The organism is Martelella limonii (genome assembly GCF_013344475.1).
GTDB lineage: Bacteria > Pseudomonadota > Alphaproteobacteria > Rhizobiales > Rhizobiaceae > Martelella > Martelella limonii.
This window is the reverse complement of sequence record NZ_JABUOU010000009.1, coordinates 109700-128538: the sequence shown is the minus strand read 5'-3', so window position 1 is coordinate 128538 and position 18839 is coordinate 109700. Positions and strand designations below refer to the sequence as shown.

Annotated in this window: 16 protein-coding genes; 7 read left to right on the top strand and 9 right to left on the bottom strand. The window is 62.8% G+C overall.

Translation table 11 applies throughout. From position 1 onward, the window contains the following. Positions 1-2: 2 nt before the first annotated feature. Genes HPQ62_RS17165 through HPQ62_RS17150 form a run of 4 tightly spaced genes read left to right on the top strand, consistent with a single transcriptional unit; the run spans position 3 to position 3840 of the window. Complete coding sequence (locus HPQ62_RS17165) at positions 3-1067, top strand: hemin-degrading factor (RefSeq protein WP_174803798.1); 1065 nt, start codon at positions 3-5, stop codon at positions 1065-1067. An 8-nt stretch (positions 1068-1075) separates the two neighbouring features. Beyond that, positions 1076-1960: a heme/hemin ABC transporter substrate-binding protein gene (locus HPQ62_RS17160; protein ID WP_174803797.1), complete on the top strand. Its 885-nt coding sequence runs from the start codon at positions 1076-1078 to the stop codon at positions 1958-1960. A gap of 5 nt (positions 1961-1965) precedes the next feature. Beyond that, on the top strand, positions 1966-3048 hold the full coding sequence (locus tag HPQ62_RS17155) for a FecCD family ABC transporter permease (RefSeq protein ID WP_174803796.1): 1083 nt from the start codon (positions 1966-1968) through the stop codon (positions 3046-3048). A gap of 3 nt (positions 3049-3051) precedes the next feature. Next, positions 3052-3840: a heme ABC transporter ATP-binding protein gene (locus HPQ62_RS17150; RefSeq protein WP_174803794.1), complete on the top strand. Its 789-nt coding sequence runs from the start codon at positions 3052-3054 to the stop codon at positions 3838-3840. Between the two features lie 75 nt (positions 3841-3915). Here HPQ62_RS17150 and rsmD read toward each other — a convergent pair whose 3' ends face one another. Together rsmD and HPQ62_RS17140 are read right to left on the bottom strand one after the other, a co-directional pair. Continuing rightward, a complete protein-coding gene (gene rsmD / locus HPQ62_RS17145) occupies positions 3916-4473 on the bottom strand; it encodes a 16S rRNA (guanine(966)-N(2))-methyltransferase RsmD (protein WP_174803792.1) in 558 nt (185 codons plus the stop codon). Continuing rightward, complete coding sequence (locus tag HPQ62_RS17140) at positions 4454-6190, bottom strand: pseudouridine synthase (RefSeq protein WP_174803791.1); 1737 nt, start codon at positions 6188-6190, stop codon at positions 4454-4456. Before HPQ62_RS17140 ends, rsmD begins: the two co-directional genes overlap by 20 nt. 69 nt (positions 6191-6259) lie before the next feature. On the opposite strand from HPQ62_RS17140, the gene HPQ62_RS17135 reads away from it, so the two are divergent. Further along, entirely contained in the window at positions 6260-6715 is a 456-nt protein-coding gene (locus HPQ62_RS17135; protein WP_206678100.1) for a nucleoside deaminase, read from the top strand. Positions 6716-6719: 4 nt separating this feature from the next. On the opposite strand, the gene HPQ62_RS17130 is transcribed toward HPQ62_RS17135, so the two are convergent. From HPQ62_RS17130 to chrA, 6 genes are all read right to left on the bottom strand, one after another. Further along, positions 6720-7199, bottom strand: coding sequence for a GNAT family N-acetyltransferase (locus HPQ62_RS17130; protein WP_174803789.1), 480 nt, complete (start codon positions 7197-7199; stop codon positions 6720-6722). A 12-nt stretch (positions 7200-7211) separates the two neighbouring features. Beyond that, entirely contained in the window at positions 7212-7880 is a 669-nt protein-coding gene (locus HPQ62_RS17125; RefSeq protein WP_174803788.1) for a hypothetical protein, read from the bottom strand. 280 nt (positions 7881-8160) lie between these two features. Further along, entirely contained in the window at positions 8161-11118 is a 2958-nt protein-coding gene (gene ileS, locus HPQ62_RS17120) for an isoleucine--tRNA ligase (protein ID WP_174803787.1), read from the bottom strand. A gap of 451 nt (positions 11119-11569) precedes the next feature. Next, entirely contained in the window at positions 11570-12550 is a 981-nt protein-coding gene (locus HPQ62_RS17115) for a bifunctional riboflavin kinase/FAD synthetase (protein ID WP_174803785.1), read from the bottom strand. A 20-nt stretch (positions 12551-12570) separates the two neighbouring features. Beyond that, positions 12571-13419: a TIGR01459 family HAD-type hydrolase gene (locus tag HPQ62_RS17110; RefSeq protein ID WP_174803784.1), complete on the bottom strand. Its 849-nt coding sequence runs from the start codon at positions 13417-13419 to the stop codon at positions 12571-12573. Between the two features lie 43 nt (positions 13420-13462). Further along, complete coding sequence (gene chrA, locus HPQ62_RS17105) at positions 13463-14791, bottom strand: chromate efflux transporter (RefSeq protein WP_342343727.1); 1329 nt, start codon at positions 14789-14791, stop codon at positions 13463-13465. A gap of 248 nt (positions 14792-15039) precedes the next feature. Between chrA and groES the strand changes: the two genes are divergently transcribed. Together groES and groL are read left to right on the top strand one after the other, a co-directional pair. Then, a complete protein-coding gene (gene groES / locus HPQ62_RS17100; protein ID WP_174803783.1) occupies positions 15040-15336 on the top strand; it encodes a co-chaperone GroES in 297 nt (98 codons plus the stop codon). 83 nt (positions 15337-15419) lie between these two features. Further along, positions 15420-17066, top strand: coding sequence for a chaperonin GroEL (gene groL / locus HPQ62_RS17095; protein ID WP_174803782.1), 1647 nt, complete (start codon positions 15420-15422; stop codon positions 17064-17066). A 570-nt stretch (positions 17067-17636) separates the two neighbouring features. Here the strand turns inward: groL and pcaF are convergent. Beyond that, positions 17637-18836, bottom strand: coding sequence for a 3-oxoadipyl-CoA thiolase (gene pcaF, locus HPQ62_RS17090; RefSeq protein ID WP_174803781.1), 1200 nt, complete (start codon positions 18834-18836; stop codon positions 17637-17639). Positions 18837-18839: the final 3 nt, after the last annotated feature.

Below are 18839 nucleotides of genomic sequence, written 5' to 3'. Positions count from 1 at the left end.
GCATGAGAGCAATGACGACACCCGAACAGATCCGTACATTCCGCCGCGAGAACCCGAAAATGCGCGAGCGCGATATCGCAGCCCGCCTCGACATCAGCGAAGCCGCGCTCGTTGCCGCGGAAGTGGGATTGACCGCCACAAGGATTGCGCCTGAACCCTCGCACCTGCTCGACCATGCCGAAAGCTTCGGGGAAATCATGGCGCTGTCGCGCAATGAAAGCGCGGTGCACGAGAAGATCGGCGTCTTCGAAAACATCAAGAACGGCAAGAATTCCGCGATCGTGCTGGGCGAGAACATCGACCTGCGCATCTTTCCAAGCCGCTGGGCGCATGGCTTTGCCGTCACCAAGACCGGACCGGACGGCGACCGGAAGCTGAGCCTGCAGTATTTCGACGTCACCGGAACGGCGGTCTTCAAGCTTCATCTGCGCCCCGCCTCCAATGTCGAGGCCTATCACGCATTCGTCGAGAAATACCGGCTGGAAGACCAGAGCCAGACCGTTGCCACCGGCACCTTCACCGCCCATGACGCCGAACATGCCCGCGACCGCGATGCCGTTGATGTCGAACTGTTGCGCGACCGCTGGAGCGCGATGACCGATACGCATCAGTTCTTCGGCATTCTGAACGATCTGAAGGTCCACCGGCGCACAGCCCTTGCCTCCGTCGGCGACGATTATGCCTACCGCCTTGCCGATGATGCGGTGTCGACGATGTTCCACAACGCCGCCGAGGCGAGCGACCTGCCGCTGATGGTGTTCGTCGCAAACAACGGCATCGTGCAGATCCATTCCGGACCGGTGTCGAACATTGCCGAGATGGGCCCCTGGATCAATGTGATGGATCCGACCTTCCACCTGCATCTGCGTCGCGACCAGATCGCCGAAACCTGGCTGGTGCGCAAGCCCACGCGTGACGGCCATGTAACCTCGATCGAGGCCTATAATGGTGAAGGCGAGATGATCATCCAGTTCTTCGGCAAGCGTCTGGAAGGCTATGCCGAGCGCCCGGTCTGGCGCGCGCTTTGCGAAGCGCTGCCGCGCCATGAACAATCCGCAGCCGCATGAGGACGATGATGACCTTCCGCATTCCGCGCAGAACGCTTGGGGCACTGGGAACACTTGCCGCCCTGCTTGCCCTTTCCAGCCAGACGATCGCGGCTGAGCCGATTGCCGATCCGTCCCGCCTCGTCACCATTGGCGGCTCGGTGACCGAGATCGTCTACGCGCTCGGATCAGGCGATGAGATTGTCGGCCGCGACACGACCAGCACCTATCCGCCGGAAGCAGCCGCAAAACCCGATATCGGCTACATGCGCCAGCTTTCGCCCGAGGGCGTGCTCTCCATCGACCCGAGCGCGATCATTGCCATTGAAGGCGCCGGTCCGCCCGAAACGATGGATGTGCTCGGCAATGCCGGGGTCGAGATGGCGGTCGTACCCGAAGACTACAGCCGCGACGGCATTCTCGAAAAGGTCCGCGTCATCGGCACGCTTCTCGGCAAGGATGCCGAAGCCGAAACGCTCGCGTCCGGCATCGCATCGCGCCTTGATCCGCTGCTTGCCAAAAATCAGAGCCGGCCGGCAGATGAGCGCAAGAGCGCGCTTTTCATCCTCAGCCTCAACGGCGGCAAGGTGATGGGATCGGGCACCGGTACGGCTGCCAACGGCATGATCGAGGCGGCCGGTCTCGACAATGCCATCGGCGACTTTCCGGGCTACAAGGCGCTGTCCGACGAGGCGATCATCAAGGCGGCGCCGGATACGATCATCCTGATGGATGGCGCTGCCGGCAGCCATGTGCCGAGCACCGAGCAGATCATCGCCAATCCGGCGCTCGCGCTCACGCCTGCAGCCAAGGCCGGGGCGATCTACCGGATCGATCCGGTCGGCATGCTGAATTTCGGCCCGCGCTTTGCCGAGAACCTCGAACAACTCGTGACTGAAATCTACGGGAACTGAGCGCCATGACAGTGCTGGATGCCTTGTCGGCAGATCGCTTCCGCAGGAGCGGCGACCGATCTGAAATCGCGGTGATGGTGATCTTAGCACTGGCGATCGCGTCGGCGCTCGCCATGCTGATTTCCGTTGGCATCGGCGCCTCCAACGCTTCGCTGATCGATCTCGCGCGCGGACTTTTCACCGGCAGCGATGCGCTGTCTGCGCGCGACCGGATCATTATCCTCGACATCCGCCTTCCCCGCGCCATCATGGGCTTCATGGTCGGCGCATCGCTTGCCGTCTGCGGGGCGGCGATGCAGGGCCTGTTCCGCAACCCGCTTGCCGATCCGGGCCTTGTCGGCGTTTCGGCGGGTGCGGGGCTCGGGGCCGTGGTGATGATCGTGCTCGGCGGCAGTTTCGCGGCGCCCCTCTACAATCTTCTCGGCTTCTACGCCTTGCCGGCGGCAGCCTTTGCCGGCGGGCTGGTGACGACGCTTCTGCTCTACCGGATCGCAACCCGCCACGGGCAGACCTCGGTTGCAACCATGCTCCTCGCCGGTATCGCGCTTTCGGCCCTGGCGGGGGCTGCGACCGGCTTCCTGGTCTATCTTGCCGACGACCGGCAATTGCGCGACCTCACATTCTGGTCGATGGGGTCGCTTGCCGGCGCCACATGGACGAAGATTGCGGCCATCAGCCCGATCATGCTCGTCGCTTTCGCGGTGCTGCCCTTCATGGCGCGCGGGCTCAACGCCATCACGCTCGGTGAAGCGACGGCCTATCACATCGGCATTCCGGTGCAGCGGCTGAAGAACATCACCATCGTTGCCGTGGCCGCAGCCACCGGCGCGGGTGTCGCGGTCTCCGGCGGGATCGGCTTCGTGGGCATCGTCGTGCCGCATCTGCTGCGGCTCGTCATCGGCCCCGACCATCGCTACCTTTTGCCCGCCTCCGCCCTTCTCGGCGGCGCGCTTCTGGTGCTGGCCGACCTGTTCGCCCGTACAGTGGTCGCCCCCGCGGAACTGCCGATCGGCATCATCACCGCCATTGCCGGCGGTCCGTTCTTCCTCTGGATCCTTCTCAAGAACCGCTCGCGGCTCAACCTTTAGACCATGATCGAAATCCGAAACATGAGCGTGACGCTCTCCGGCCGCGCTGTCCTCAAGGAGATTGCCTTCGAGGCGAGGCCCGGTGCGCTGACAGCGATCTGCGGTCCGAACGGCTGCGGCAAGACCACGACGCTGAAGACAATTGCAGGCGATCTGCGCCCGGACCGGGGCGAGGTCGTGCTGAATGGCGCGCGCGTCTCGGAGCTGCAACCCTGGCAGCTTGCCGAAATGCGCGGCGTGCTGCCGCAGGCGTCGAACCTTGCCTTCCCCTTCACCGTGACGGAAGTGTTGCGCATGGGGCTTTCCGGCAGGAGCAACAGAAAGGCGGAGGCAGACCGCGCCGTCATGGAAAAGGCGCTTGCCGCTGTCGACCTTCAGGGCTTTGCGGGACGGTTCTACCAGGAACTGTCGGGCGGGGAACAGCAGCGCGTCCAGCTTGCCCGCGTCCTGTGTCAGATCGACGCGCCCGTTGCAGGCGGCCAACCGCGCTGGCTGCTTCTGGACGAGCCTGTCGCCAGCCTCGATATCCTCCATCAGCTTGCGATCATGCGGCTTGCCAAGGCGTTTTGCCGCGATGGCGGCGGCGTGGTGGCGGTCATGCATGACCTGAACCTGACGGCGCTTTACGCCGATCAGGTGATCCTGATGCGCGAAGGCCGGCTGGTGGCAAAGGGCAGCCCCAAGGACACCATCACCGACGACAATCTCCTGAAAGCCTTTTCCACCCGCCTCTCCGTCAGCACCCCGCCTGCGGATGATACCCCGTTCGTATTGCCGCATGCGGCTGCATAGAGGATGCCGGCCCAATCGGGCCGCGCATTCAAGCAGGTATTTTCTGGAAAAGACCGGTTTGCCCCGGCACGCGGATCAACCGCGATAGCGGTAGAAGTGCATGCGGGTATCGCCGAATTCGCGGGCTTCGAGCAGGCTGTAGTCGGCCGGAATGTCCGGCGTCACGTCGGCGCGCTCTTCCAGTATCGCAAGTGCGCCCGGCTTCAGCCAGCCGCCCTCATGGGCCGCCGCAAGGGCCTGATCGCCAAGCGTCTTGCCATAGGGCGGATCCGCGAACAGGAATTCATAGGGTTCAATCCGGTTGGCAGGACCGAGCCTTGTGGCATCGCGCCGCATGATCCGGGTGCGCCCGGCAAGGCCGAGCGCTTCGATATTCGACCACAGCAGACCCCTGCCCTCAATGCTGTTTTCGACAAACAGCACGCTTTTCACGCCGCGCGACAGGGCCTCGAGCCCCATCGCACCGGTGCCCGCAAAAAGATCGAGCATGCGGGTGCCTTGAAGCGCCTCCGGATAGGCGTGGTTCAGGATATTGAACAGGCTCTCGCGGGTGCGATCGGTGGTGGGGCGGATGTCGGAAGATTTCGGTGTCGCGAGCTGGCGCCCGCGAAACTCACCGCCGACGATCCGCATTGCCGCCCCTGCCCTTCGGGCCGCCACGATTGCCGTCGCCGCCCCTGTTGCCGCCATTATCACCGCTTCTGCCGCCGCCAGCGCCACCGCGCGGACGATCGCTGCCGGATGGCTTGCCGCCATCGGCCCGTCCGCCACGCTTGTCGCCGGAAAACCGCTTGTCGCCGCCAGCGGGACGTCCGCTGCGTTCGCCATCCTTCTTCGGGCCGCCGAAACGCTTGCCGCCTTCCGGACGATCGCCGCCGGGACGTCCTTCGCCACGCGGGCGCTTGGGACCGTCGAAGCGCTTGCCCTCGCCGGATGCATCCGCACCGAAAGCCTTGCGCGGACCGCCGGGCTTTCCGAAGGACTTGCCGCCGGCCGGGCGCGGGCTTCTGCGCTCGGTTGCGTCACCACCGGCTGAACGGCCACGTTCGCTGCCCTCGGCTCCAGCCGGGCGCGGACCCCTGCGTTCGCCCGCTGCCGGACGAGCGCTCCTGCGCTCGGCACCGTCGGCGCTCGGGGCCGACCTGCGGCGCTCGTCGCGCCGTGCATCGCGGCGGGCATCCTCGCGCTCGCGATCCTCCGCCTTCTTCTTGGCCTTGGGCCCGAGCGGGCGCGCGCCCGGTGCCATCCACACATTGGTGGCGCGGTTGCGGGTTTCGATATCCTTGAAGACCTTCTCTTCGCTGCCCTTGCGCTTGGTATCGAGCCGGTCGCGGCCGCGTTCGGCGCGTTCACCCCGGTCAAGCTTGTCCGGGCGCCGCTTGTGGCCCTCAGGCTTGCGCCCATCGGCGCCGCGCGCATCAGGCTTGCGCGCATCAGGCTTGCGCGCATCAGGCTTCTTGCTGTCGCGCGCGGGCGCGGCTTCGCCATCGCTTTCATTATAGATCGGCGCATCGAAATTGGCGCCGGCCTCTTCGATGAGGCGTGGGCCGAGCTGATCACGCAGAGTGCGGCCGCGCACTTCCATGACGTGACCCTCGGGGATTTCGCCGAGCTGGAACGGGCCGTAGGAGATGCGGATCAGACGGCCGACTTCGAGCCCGAGCGCGCCAAGTACGTTCTTGATCTCGCGGTTCTTGCCTTCGCGCAGACCCATGGTGATCCAGACATTGGAGCCCTGCACCCGGTCGAGCGTCGCATCGATCGCGCCATAGAGGACGCCGTCGACGGCAATGCCGTCCTTCAGCTTGTCGAGATCCGCCTGCTCGATCTTGCCATGGGCGCGCACCCGGTACCGGCGCAGCCAGCCGGTGGCCGGAAGTTCGAGCACCCGCGCCAGACCGCCATCATTGGTGAGCAGCAGCAGGCCTTCGGTGTTGATGTCCAGACGCCCGATCGAGATGACCCGCGGCAATTCGCCCGGCAGGTTGTCGAACACGGTCGGCCGGCCTTCCGGATCGGAATTGGTGGTCACGAGGCCCGAGGGCTTGTGGTAGATCCACAGCCTGGTCCGCTCGATACCCCGGATCTCCTCGCCATCGACCTCGATCTTGTCATCGAGGGTGACATTGTGGGCCGGGGTGTCCAGCAGCTTGCCGTTGACCTTGACGCGGCCTTCGAGGATCATCCGCTCGGCATCGCGCCTGGAGGCGACGCCGGCGCGGGCGAGAATTTTGGAAATCCGCTCGGCGGGCTTTTCCTCGCCGGCAGCCGCGGGCGTATCAGCCTTCAACGGCTTCTTGCCGCCGGCAGGTTTGCTGCCGCGTTTTGGAAACTTGTCTTTTTGGGTCATTTTGCTTTGCCTGTTTGTCCCGATCCTCTATCAGGTCGGGTCAAGGCCGTTAAGAGGAAAGTTAACAAAATGCCGTCAGGCAGCGATTTCATGGCGCTGGCCCTCGAAGAGGCCGAAGCGGCGGCCGCGCGCGGCGAGGTTCCGATCGGCGCTGTGGTGAGCCTGAACGGCAAGGTGCTTTCCAGCGCGGGAAACCGCACGCGCGAACTTTTTGACCCCACGGCCCATGCCGAGGTGCTGGCGCTGCGCGAGGCTTGCCGGAAGATCGGCTCAGAGCGGCTGCCCGGCGCGCATCTTCATGTCACGCTGGAGCCCTGCGCCATGTGCGCTGCGGCCATTTCCTTTGCCAGGATCGAACGGCTCTACTACGGCGCGGCTGACCCGAAGGGCGGCGGGGTGGATCACGGCGGCCGGTTTTACGCCCAGCCCACCTGCCACCACCGGCCCGATGTCTATTCCGGATTTTCCGAAAGCCGTTCCGCCGCATTGCTGAAGGCATTCTTCGGCGCGCGGCGGGAGGATTGAGGGCCTATTTGCCCGCGACCTTTTCAAGCGCCGCGCCTTCAAGGCGGTAGCGTATCCACTCGGTCTGCGGCTTGCCGCCGATCCCGTCATACACGCGGATCGCGCCCTCATTCCAGTCGAGCACGCTCCACTCCATCCGGCCGCAGTTGTTTTCGACGCCGATCGCGGCCACTGCCTGCATCAAGGCGCGGCCAAGGCCGCTGCCGCGATGTTCGGGCGTGACATAGAGATCTTCCAGATAGATGCCGTTGCGGCCCTGCCAGGTGGAAAAGTTGAAGAAATAGACCGCAAAGCCCGCGGCCTCGCCATCCTTCTCGGCAATCAGGCCGCCGGTGACGGCGTTCTCGCCGAAGATCGCTTCAGCCAGGCCTTCCTCGGTGGTCTCGACCTGATCCAGTGCTTTCTCGAACGCGGCGAGCTCGCAGACGAAACGAAAGATCGTTCCGGCGTCGCTGCGCGTCGCCGGCCTGATAACAAAATCCATGATAACCTCAGACTATTCCTGACCGGCGTTCTTGGATGATTGCAAGAATTCGTCGGTCGCGCCGCTGTTGCAGTTGAAGAACAGGAAGCAGGCATCCGGGTCCTTGCCCTGGGCAAGCTTCTTGCGACGCCGTTCCTTGGCGCGCTCGGACTCGCCGAGATTGTTCAACGCGGCGGGATCGGAAGCCTGACGATATTCCTCCGGCGGATCGATGAGATAGCGGCGCTGGGTAATATCGATCGTGGTCGCTTCCTTCTTCGCGGCACGGAAGGCCTCAAGCTGCTGCTTCTCGGTCATCTGCGTCGGATTGTCGGCGGCCAAAAGCGGCGACCGGTAGAACGGGTTGTCCTTGTTGTCTTCCGCTTCGGCATAGAGACGGTCGCGCTGCTCTTCAGGCGATTCGACCCAATTGGGATTGTCGGCAGAGGCCAGCGACTTCTGCGGCGGGACCAGCGTTGCCGTCGATGTGCCCTTGGTGGGCTTTACCAGCGAGGGGCGCGGCTCGTAATCGATATCGGGCGTCTCGGGATTGACCACCAGCACAGCCTGGCCGAGGTCTTCCACGAGCTGGGTTGTCGCGGTCGTGCCGGTGCCATAGGTCGGCGCGCCAAGGCAGGAGGAAAGCGAGGCTACGCCCGCGAGCGCGATTGCGATCTTCATCGAACGGAAAACAAAAGTCATGCGCTTGTCTACCAAACCTCCGCGCCGGTGGCGCTTCTTGTTATTAAGGTCATCAACCACACTGTGGCGATGAATCCGGCGAAACCGCGTCATTCCTAACGTAGAACCGCCGTTTTCGCAATTAAGCTTGATAAGGCAGCCGAAATGCGAGGTCAAATACCGGCTCAACCGTTTCATCCGATGGCTTGAGCGAAAACTCTCCGGCCCGTTGGCACCAGTTTCCCCCAAAGCCCCGCCACCAATCTCCCCCTTGAGGGGAAGATTGGTTGGTGCAAGCCCCTCACTCCGCCAGCGCGGCAAGCTCCCTGAGCGCTGCGGCGTCGCGCGCCGAAACGTCGGGGTATTCCGGATCGGAGCCGACATCTTCGGTCACGCGCCAGGAGCGTGCGCATTTGGTGCCGGCTGCAAGCGCCGGGACGACGGCAACGCCATCGACCTCGCGCAGGCGGAAGGCGTCTTCCGGGCCCTTGCCCGCTTCGATCACGATGCCCGAGGTGATGCAGATCTCCTCGAAATCACGACCGTCGAGCGCTGCCAGCAGCGCCTCATCGTCAACATAGACGACAGGTGCCGCTTCAAGCGACGAGCCGATCCGCTTTTCGCGGCGTTCGATTTCGAGCGCGCCGGTGACGACGGTTCGGACCGCGCGGATCTTCTCCCACTTTTCAGCGAGCGCATCGTTCTTCCACGTAGCAGGAACGTCGGGGAACTGTTCCAGATGGACCGAAACCGCCTCCGGATTGCGCGACAGCCATGCCTCTTCCATGGTGAAGGGCAGCATCGGCGCAAGCCAGGTCACGACGCAATCGAAGATCTTGCGGATCACATGCAGGGCGGCCCGGCGGCGCAGCGACGACGGGGCATCGCAGTAGAGCGCATCCTTGCGAACGTCGAAATAGAAGGCCGACAGTTCGATATTGGCGAAATCGTTCAGCGCGCGGGCAATCCGCTTGAAGTCGAAATCGTCATAGCCCTTGCGGACCAGCTGGTCGAGTTCGGCCAGCCGGTGCAGCATCAGCTGCTCCAGTTCCGGCATGTCGGCAAGCGCGATCTCCTCGCCCTTGTCATGGGCAAGCGTGCCGAGCATCCAGCGCAGCGTATTGCGGAGCTTGCGGTAGCTGTCGATGTTGGTCTTGATGATCTGGTCGCCGAGGCGCTGGTCATCCCAGTAATCGGTGGTCATCACCCAAAGACGCAGGATATCGGCGCCCGACTTCTTCATCACGTCCTGCGGCAATACGGTATTGCCGAGCGATTTCGACATCTTCCGGCCCTGCTCGTCCATCGTGAACCCGTGAGTAACGACGGCTTTATAGGGCGCGCGGCCGCGCGTGGCGCAGCCTTCCAGAAGCGAGGAATGGAACCAGCCGCGATGCTGGTCGGAGCCTTCGAGATAGACATCCGCCGGCCACTTCAGATCCGGGCGGTCTTCGAGCGTGAAGGTGTGGGTCGAACCACTGTCGAACCAGACATCGAGAATGTCGGTGACCATGTCCCAGTCTTCGCTGGCCTTTTCGCCAAGGAAGCGCTCGCGTGCGCCTTCGGCAAACCAGGCGTCCGCCCCTTCCGCCTCGAAGGCTTCCAGGATACGGGCGTTGACGGTCTCGTCGACCAGCACATTGCCGGCCTTGTCGGCAAACACACAGATCGGCACGCCCCAGGCGCGCTGGCGCGACAGCACCCAGTCCGGACGGTTTTCGATCATGCCGCGCAACCGGTTCTTGCCGCCGGCGGGCACGAAGCGCGTATCGTCAATGGCGGACAGCGCACGCGAACGCAGCGTGGTGCCGTCCGCGAGGTCCTTATCCATATAGACGAACCACTGCGGCGTGTTGCGGAAGATCACCGGCTTCTTGGAGCGCCAGGAATGCGGATAGTCGTGCTTGATCCGGCCGCGGGCAAACAGCATGTCGGCCGCGATCAGCGCCTTGATGACGCGGTCATTGGCATCGCCCTTCTTGCCATTGTCATCCATGACGCGGGCAGCCCCGCCTTCAGCCGACGGGCCAAAGCCATAAGCATCCTCGGTGTAATAGCCGTCATCGCCGACGGTGAACGGGATCTTCGCCGAGATGCCGCGCGCCTCAAGCTCGCGCGCCTTTTCCATCCACGCGTCAAAGTCCTCGCGACCATGGCCGGGCGCGGTGTGGACAAAACCGGTACCGGCGTCATCGGTGACGTGGTCGCCATCGAGGAGCGGGACATCAAAAAGATATCCGTCACCCAAATTTCTCAATGGATGATAGCACACGACGGTTTCGAGTTCAGAAGCGGCAACGTCACGTACAAGCTTCAGCGCCACCTTGGCTTTGGCAGCACATTCTTCAGCCAAGTTTTTAGCAAAGAGTAGCTTTTCTCCGGGTTGCGGCCCGAAATCATTCATCGCCTCAGTGACTTCATACAAGCCGTAAGCAAGACGAGAGGAAAATGAGACCGCACGGTTACCAGGGATCGTCCAAGGCGTGGTGGTCCAGATAACAACAAACGCTTCTTCTTCAACCAGTGCCGGATTCACATGTTCCGGGCTCGGCGCTGATCGGCCACCTTCGGTGACCCCTCTCACCACAGGAAACTTCACCCAGATCGTATCCGACTGAACCTCGTGATACTCCACCTCGGCTTCAGCCAGCGCCGTGCGCTCGACGACCGACCACATCACCGGCTTCGAGCCACGGTAAAGCTGGCCGGAGGCGGCGATCTTCAGCAGTTCGCCGGCGATCCGCGCCTCGGCGTGGAAATTCATCGTGGTGTAGGGATTTTCGAAATCGCCCTCGATGCCGAGCCGCTGGAATTCCTTTGTCTGGACGTCGATCCACCCTTGCGCGAATTCGCGGCACTGGCGGCGGAATTCGTTGATCTCGACCTCGTCCTTGTTCTGGCCCTTGGCGCGGTAGGCTTCCTCGATCTTCCATTCGATCGGCAGGCCGTGGCAGTCCCAGCCGGGCACGTAGTTGGCGTCAAACCCACGCATCTGGAACGAGCGGGTGATGACATCCTTCAGGATCTTGTTCAGCGCGTGGCCGATATGGATATTGCCGTTGGCATAGGGCGGGCCGTCATGGAGCACGAATTTCTCGCGGCCCTTGGCGTCCTCGCGCAGCTTCTTGTAGAGCCCCATCTCCTGCCAGCGGGCAACCGTTTCCGGCTCCTTCTCGGGCAGGCCCGCGCGCATCGGAAAATCGGTTTCGGGCAGGTAGAGGGTCTTGGAATAGTCGATCGTATCTTTGGTATCGGTCATGGCTTCGCGGCCTTCTGGCGGCGCGTATTTCGCGCGCAAATCATCGTAAAAAAGGAGAGTTGGGGCGGTGAAAACGCCGAAATCCCGGACCTTCCGGCGCTCAGTGATCAAGCTGCGCGGAAAGCCGGGCCAATAATTCGTATGATGCGAAACCGGTATCCAGTCATCATGCGCCGTCTTTACGGTCTTTTCGGCGGGAAAGAAAGGGCCATGTGCGAGAAACTGCCTGAGGCAAAACGAGGAGAGCGTGAGCCGGGTCTCCATCCTCTGCCGATGCCGGCTATCCTCCCTATCCCCTCTCCCGGTGTCACCCTCGAGCTTGACCCGAGGGTTCAGGCGGCGTTCTCCGTCTGGGCTGGCTGCTCGGTTCACGCCCGAGCATGAGTCATGAGGGAAAGAAGCGCTTAATAACGCAGAGCAGCGCCTATCGAAGAGCCATGCGGCGCGATCGTCAAAAGGCGATCTTGCCGTCAAGCTCCGAGAACGGCTTCACGCCGGATAGCAGCGCGCGCGCCTGATCGCTGTCGCGGTGCATCTGGGCAACCAGCGCTTCGAGGCCGTCGAATTTCAGCTCGTCGCGCAGCCGGCCGAACAGCGATACCGCGCCGATCTCGCCGTAGAGATCGCCCTTGAAGTCGAAGATATAGGTTTCGAGCAGCGGACGGCCGTCTTCCACCACGGTCGGGCGGCGGCCGAAGCTTGCGACGCCGTCATGCAGCGTGCCGCAGGGGCGGCGATAGCGCACCGCATAAATGCCGGGCCTGAGCTTGGCATCGGGGTCGAAAGCCATGTTGGCAGTCGGGAAACCGAGCGTGCGGCCGAGCTTTTCACCGTGGATCACCTCGCCCATCACGGTATAGCGATAGCCCAGCAGGCCGGAGGCGGCGACCACCTCTCCGCGCGTCAGCAGATCGCGGATGCGGCTCGAGGACACGACCTCGGCCCCTTCGTCGCGGAATGCATCCATCAGCGTGACGCCGAAACCATGGCGCTTGCCGGCGGCCATCAGATAGGCCGGGCCGCCTTCGCGGTTGCGACCGAAATGAAAATCGAAGCCGGTGACGACCTCACTGGCACCGAGCCAATCGATGAGCACCGTCGTCACGAACTCTTCCGGCGAGCGCTGCGAAAAGGTGCGGTCGAACGGATATTCGATAACCGCCTGATAGCCCATGGCTTCCAGAAGCTTCGCCTTCATCGGTGCGGGCGTCAGCCGAAAGACGGGGGCCTGCGGGTTGAAGACCGAGCGCGGATGCGGCTCGAAGGTCAGCGCCAGGGCCGGCACGCCGCGCTCTTCGGCAAGGGCGCGGGCTTCGGCCAGCACGCTTTGATGCCCGCGATGCACGCCGTCGAAATTGCCGATCGCGACCACGCCGCCCTTCAGCGCTTCGGGCAGCGGTTCGCGAAATTCATTGCGATGGAATACGGTCATCAGGTTCGTCCGGCACGTGTTCAGGCGAGTTTCGGCATCCAGTATTTCGGATCTGCCTCATGTTCCGTCAAGAACCGATCCAGCAACTGAGCGTCAACGATCCCGTCACGGGCATAGTCATCCTCATGGATGCCTTCGGCCACGAACAGCAGGTCGAGGCCATAATCGAGCGCGCCCTTCACATCCGTCGGCATGCCGTCGCCGATGGCGAGCACGCGCGCGGGATCGACATCGCCGCGCAGTTCCCGCGCCTTTGCAAGCGCAGCCTCATAGATCGGACGGTGGGGCTTGCCGGCAATGCGGGTCTCGCCGCCAAGATCGGCATAAAGGGCGGCAAGCGCGCCGGCGCAGGGCACAAGCCGGTCGCCGCGCGAGACCACGAGATCGGGATTGGCGCAGATCAGCGGCAGGCCGCGCGCGGCAAAGCGGGTGAGGATGTCGCGGTAGTCCTCGGGGGTTTCGGTCTCGTCATCCTCGAAGCCGCTGCACAGAATGCCCTCGGCCTCTGCTTCATCGACACGCTTCACGCCGGTATCCTTGTAGAGATCGGTATCGCGCTGCGGGCCCATGTAATAGAGCTTTCGCGGGCCTTCGGCGACCAGCGTGCGGGTCACATCGCCGGATGTCACGATCGCGTCGAAGCTCTCCGGCGTCACGGAATAGCCTGCAAGCTGTTCCTTCACCGATGGCGAAAGCCTTGGCGAATTGGTGAGAAGGATCACCGTCTTGCCTGCCCGCCGGGCTTCGGCGAGCGCCAGTTTCGGGGTATCGAAAGAGTTCACGCCATTGTGGAGAACGCCCCAGACATCGCAGAGCACCACATCATAATCGCTGTGGAGCGTGCTGAGAGCATCGATCTGTTTCGGCATGGACTGTCCTCTTTTGGTTCGGCTTTTAGGCGCCGACACATGGTCACAACAGGCTGCCGATGGCAAGCCCTGCGAGGGAAGCGGCGGCAAGGAGCGGCAGCACGCCTACGCGGAACCGGAAGAGCGCGACAATGCCTGCGATGCTGATGGCAAGCGGGCCAAGCGCAAGGCTCGACCACTCCGGAACCGTCAGGCCCGCGCGCATCAAGGGCGGCAGCGAGAACAGTTCGACCCGATCGACCGAACCGAACAGGACGTGAAGCGCAAACCAGAGCGAGAGATTGGCAATCACCCCGACGATCGCCGCGCCGATGCCCGCAAGCGCGCCGGTAAGCGCGGCGCTGCGGCGCAGATCTTCGACATAGGGCGCACCGGCAAAGATGAACAGGAAGCTCGGCACGAAGATCGCCCAGGCGGTCACGATTGCGCCGGCAATGCCGGAGATCATCGGCGCGCCGGAAAACGGTGCTGCGCTCGACGCCAGGAAACCGACGAAGCAGAGCACCAGCACCAGCGGCCCCGGCGTGGTTTCGGCAAGCGCCAGCCCGTCCATCATCTCGGCCGGCGTCAGCCAGTGATAGGTCGAGACCGCTTCCTGCGCCACATAGGTCAGCACCGCATAGGCGCCGCCGAAGGAAGACAGCGCGACCCTGACGAAGAAGCCGAAGATGGCGCGCAATGTCTGAAGTTCGGCGAAGGGTGCGAGCACCAGAAGCGGCAGCAGCCAGATTGCCGCCCAGACGGCAAGCGTTGCCGCCGTGCCAAGCCCGCGCTTTCGCCATCCCCGCGGATGAGCAATAGTGCCGGCTGCAGAAACCGGGCGGCGCATGAAAAAGAAGCCCGCAAGGCCTGCCGACAGCACGACGACCGGAAAGGCCACGCCAAAGACGAAGAGCGCCACGAAGGCAGCCATTGCGAGCGTGGCGGCGACGGGGCCTTTCAACGACCGCCCTGCCATGCGCCAGAGCGCCTGCACCACAATGGCAAGGACCGCCGCCTTCAGACCCATGAAAAGCGGTTCCACGAATGCCGCGTCACCGAGCGCGGCATAGAGCGCGGCGAGCACGACGATCAAAGCGAACCCCGGCAGAAAGAACAGCGTTCCCGCGACAAGCCCGCCGCGCACCCCGTGGAGCAACCACCCGACATAGGTCGCAAGCTGCTGCGCTTCCGGGCCCGGCAGCAGCATGCAGTAATTCAGCGCGTGCAGATAACGCTCCTCCGGCAGCCAGCGCTTCTCGTCGACGACGATCCGGTGCATCAGCGCGATCTGACCGGCGGGACCGCCGAAGGAAAGAACGCCGATGCGGGCGAACACGGCGACGACTTCCCTGAAACTCGCTGTCTGCACGTCTTCGCTCGCCGGCGTCACAATGTCCTCTTAATCTGCGTAGAGATAGTGGCCGGGGTTACGCTCCGGACGTAAAGCCTGTATGAAACCCGTGATTTCGGGGCCCGAAAAGTTCCGGCGGCGCGCAAAAAAACTTTGGCGCTTTTCTTGACACCACTATCCGCCACACCTAAATCACGGTCATTAGCACTCTCCAATGAGGAGTGCTAACACTGATCCATGTGGCCGTGAAAGCGGTCGCGAATGTCATTTGATCGAGGGTATAGACAATGGCAAGCATTTCTTTCCGCCCCCTGCACGACCGCGTCGTCGTACGTCGCGTCGAGTCTGAAGCAAAGACCAAGGGTGGCATCATCATCCCCGACACCGCCAAGGAAAAGCCGCAGGAAGGCGAAATCGTCGCCATCGGCTCCGGCGCACGTGACGAAAGCGGCAAGGTTGTCGCGCTCGACGTCAAGGTTGGCGATCGCGTTCTGTTCGGCAAGTGGTCGGGCACCGAAGTCAAGCTCGACGGCGAAGACCTTCTGATCATGAAGGAAGCCGACATCATGGGCATCGTCGCCTGATCCAGGCGCTTTTCCCAGCATTCACCCATCCCATTCAGCCGGGCTTATTGCCCATAAGGTTTTGATAAACCAGGAGTTTACAAATGGCTGCGAAAGATATCAAATTCGGCCGCTCTGCGCGCGAAAAGATGATGCACGGTGTTGACGTGCTCGCCGACGCCGTCAAGGTCACGCTCGGTCCCAAGGGCCGCAACGTCGTTATCGAAAAGTCCTTCGGCGCTCCGCGCATCACCAAGGACGGTGTTTCGGTCGCCAAGGAAATCGAACTGGAAGACAAGTTCGAGAACATGGGCGCCCAGATGGTCCGCGAAGTTGCTTCGAAGACCAACGACATCGCCGGTGACGGCACCACGACGGCAACCGTTCTCGCTTCCTCGATCATCCGCGAAGGCAACAAGGCTGTTGCTGCCGGCATGAACCCGATGGACCTGAAGCGCGGTATCGACCTCGCCGTCGCCGAAGTCGTGAAGGATCTCCAGGCCAAGGCCAAGAAGATCAACACCTCTGCAGAAGTTGCCCAGGTCGGCACCATCTCCGCCAATGGCGAAAAGCAGATCGGTGAAGACATTGCCGCTGCCATGCAGAAGGTCGGCAATGAAGGCGTCATCACGGTTGAAGAAGCCAAGACCGCCGAAACCGAACTCGAAGTCGTTGAAGGCATGCAGTTCGACCGCGGCTACCTGTCGCCCTACTTCGTGACCAACTCCGAGAAGATGGTTGCCGAGCTGGAAGACGCCTACATCCTGCTGCACGAAAAGAAGCTCTCGAACCTTCAGGCCATGCTGCCGGTTCTGGAATCGGTCGTTCAGTCCAACAAGCCGCTGATCATCATTGCTGAAGACGTCGAAGGCGAAGCCCTGGCAACGCTCGTTGTCAACAAGCTGCGTGGCGGCCTCAAGATCGCTGCCGTCAAGGCGCCTGGCTTCGGCGACCGCCGCAAGGCCATGCTCGAAGACATCGCGATCCTGACCGGTGGCACCGTGATCTCCGAAGACCTCGGCATCAAGCTCGAAAATGTCACCCTCGACATGCTCGGCACCGCCAAGAAGGTCTCGATCACCAAGGAAAACACCACGATCGTTGATGGCGCTGGCCAGAAGTCCGACATCGAGGCACGCGTTGCCCAGATCAAGGCTCAGATCGAGGAAACCACTTCCGATTACGACCGCGAAAAGCTGCAGGAACGTCTTGCCAAGCTCGCTGGCGGCGTTGCCGTGATCCGCGTTGGCGGCTCGACGGAAGTCGAAGTGAAGGAAAAGAAGGACCGCATCGACGACGCTCTGAACGCGACCCGCGCGGCCGTTCAGGAAGGCATCGTGCCCGGCGGTGGCGTAGCCCTGCTGCGTTCCTCCACCAAGATCACCGCCAAGGGTGAAAACGACGACCAGGAAGCCGGCATCAACATCATCCGCCGCGCTCTCCAGTCGCTGGTTCGCCAGATCGCGACCAATGCTGGTGACGAAGCTTCGATCGTTGTCGGCAAGATCCTCGACAAGAACGACGACAATTACGGCTACAACGCCCAGACCGGTGAATATGGCGACATGATCACCATGGGTATCGTTGACCCGGTCAAGGTTGTCCGCACGGCTCTGCAGAACGCAGCTTCGGTTGCCTCGCTGCTGATCACCACCGAAGCCATGATCGCCGACGCTCCGAAGAAGGAATCCGGCGGCATGCCCGACATGGGCGGCATGGGCGGAATGGGCGGCATGGGCGGCATGATGTAATCAGGCGATAAAGCCTGATTGCAGAAATGCTCCCGGACCCAAATCCGGAATGTGAGGGCGGTGCTTCGGCGCCGCCCTTATTTGTTTGACAAACTTGCCCCCCAATCCCGGGTCATCCTCGGACTTGATCCGAGGATCCAGGCAACACGACAAGTGCCCGCGACGGAATTTAGGAAATCAATAGATTGATTTGCCTGGATGCTCGGATCAAGTCCGAGCATGACGCGTGGGGGTGAGGTCGGCGCGCGTAAATCGCTCTGAAACCATGGCTTTGTCAGCAGCCTGAGCGCGGTGCTTCGGCGCCGCCCTTCTTTTTTTTGACAAACCTGCCCTTCAATCCCGGTCATCCTCGGACTTGATCCGAGCATCCAGGCAACACGACAAGTGCTCGCGATGGAATTTAGGAAAATCAATGGCTTGATTTGCCTGGATGCTCGGATCAAGTCCGAGCATGACACGTGGGGGTGAGGTCGGCGCGCGTAAATCGCTCTGAAACCGTGGTTTTATCAGCAGCCTCAGGGCGGCGTTTGCGCGCCGCCCCTTCGTCAGTTGAGCAGTACAGCCATCGGGTCAGACGCGTTCGAGCACCACCGAAATGCCCTGGCCGACGCCGATGCACATGGTCGAGAGCGACTTCTCGCCGGGTTTCAGGTCGAGCATTGCCGTGCCGGTGATGCGGGCGCCGGACATGCCGAGCGGATGGCCGAGGGCGATCGCGCCCCCATTGCGGTTCACGCGCGGATCGTCATCGGCGATCTTGAGGTCGCGCAGCGTCGCAAGGCCCTGCGAGGCAAAGGCCTCGTTGAGCTCGATCACCGCAAAATCATCCACCGTGAGGCCGAGGCGCGCCATCAGCTTCTTGGACGACACTGCCGGGCCGAACCCCATGATGCGAGGGGCAACGCCCGCCGTTGCGCCGCCGAGCACACGGGCAATCGGCGTCAGTCCATGGCGCTTTGCCGCCTCTGCACTTGCGAGCACCAGCGCCGCCGCACCGTCATTGACGCCGGATGCATTGCCGGCCGTCACGGTTCCGCCTTCGCGGAACGGTGCACGCAGCTTCGCCAGCGCCTCGATCGTGGTGTCGGGACGGGGATGCTCATCGGTATCGACGATCACCGGATCGCCCTTGCGGCGCGGGATCGAGACGGGGGTGATCTCCTGCGCCAGACGGCCGGATTCGATCGCCTTGCCGGCCTTCTGCTGGGAGGCGAGCGCGAAGCGGTCCTGATCCTCGCGATTGACGGAGAAATCCTCGGCCACGTTCTCGGCGGTTTCCGGCATCGAGTCGATGCCGTATTGGGCCTTCATGGCTGGATTGACGAAACGCCAGCCGATCGTGGTATCGAAAATCTCGGCAGACCGCGAAAACGCGCTGTCAGCCTTGCCCATGACGAAGGGCGCGCGCGACATCGACTCGACGCCGCCGGCAATCATCAGCTCCGCTTCTCCCGCAACGATCGACCGGGCTGCGAAGATGACGGCGTCCATGCCGGAACCGCAGAGCCGGTTGATGGTGGTGCCGGAGACCGCCTCAGGCAGACCCGCGAGCAGCGACGACATGCGCGCGACGTTGCGGTTGTCCTCGCCCGCCTGGTTGGCGCAGCCGTAGATGACGTCATCGACGGCAGCCCAGTCCACGCCCTGATTGCGCTCCATCAGGGCCTTGAGCGGGATTGCGCCCAGATCGTCGGTCCTGACCGAAGACAGCGCGCCGCCATAGCGGCCGATCGGGGTGCGGATATAGTCGCAGATGTAAACGTCTCTCATGGC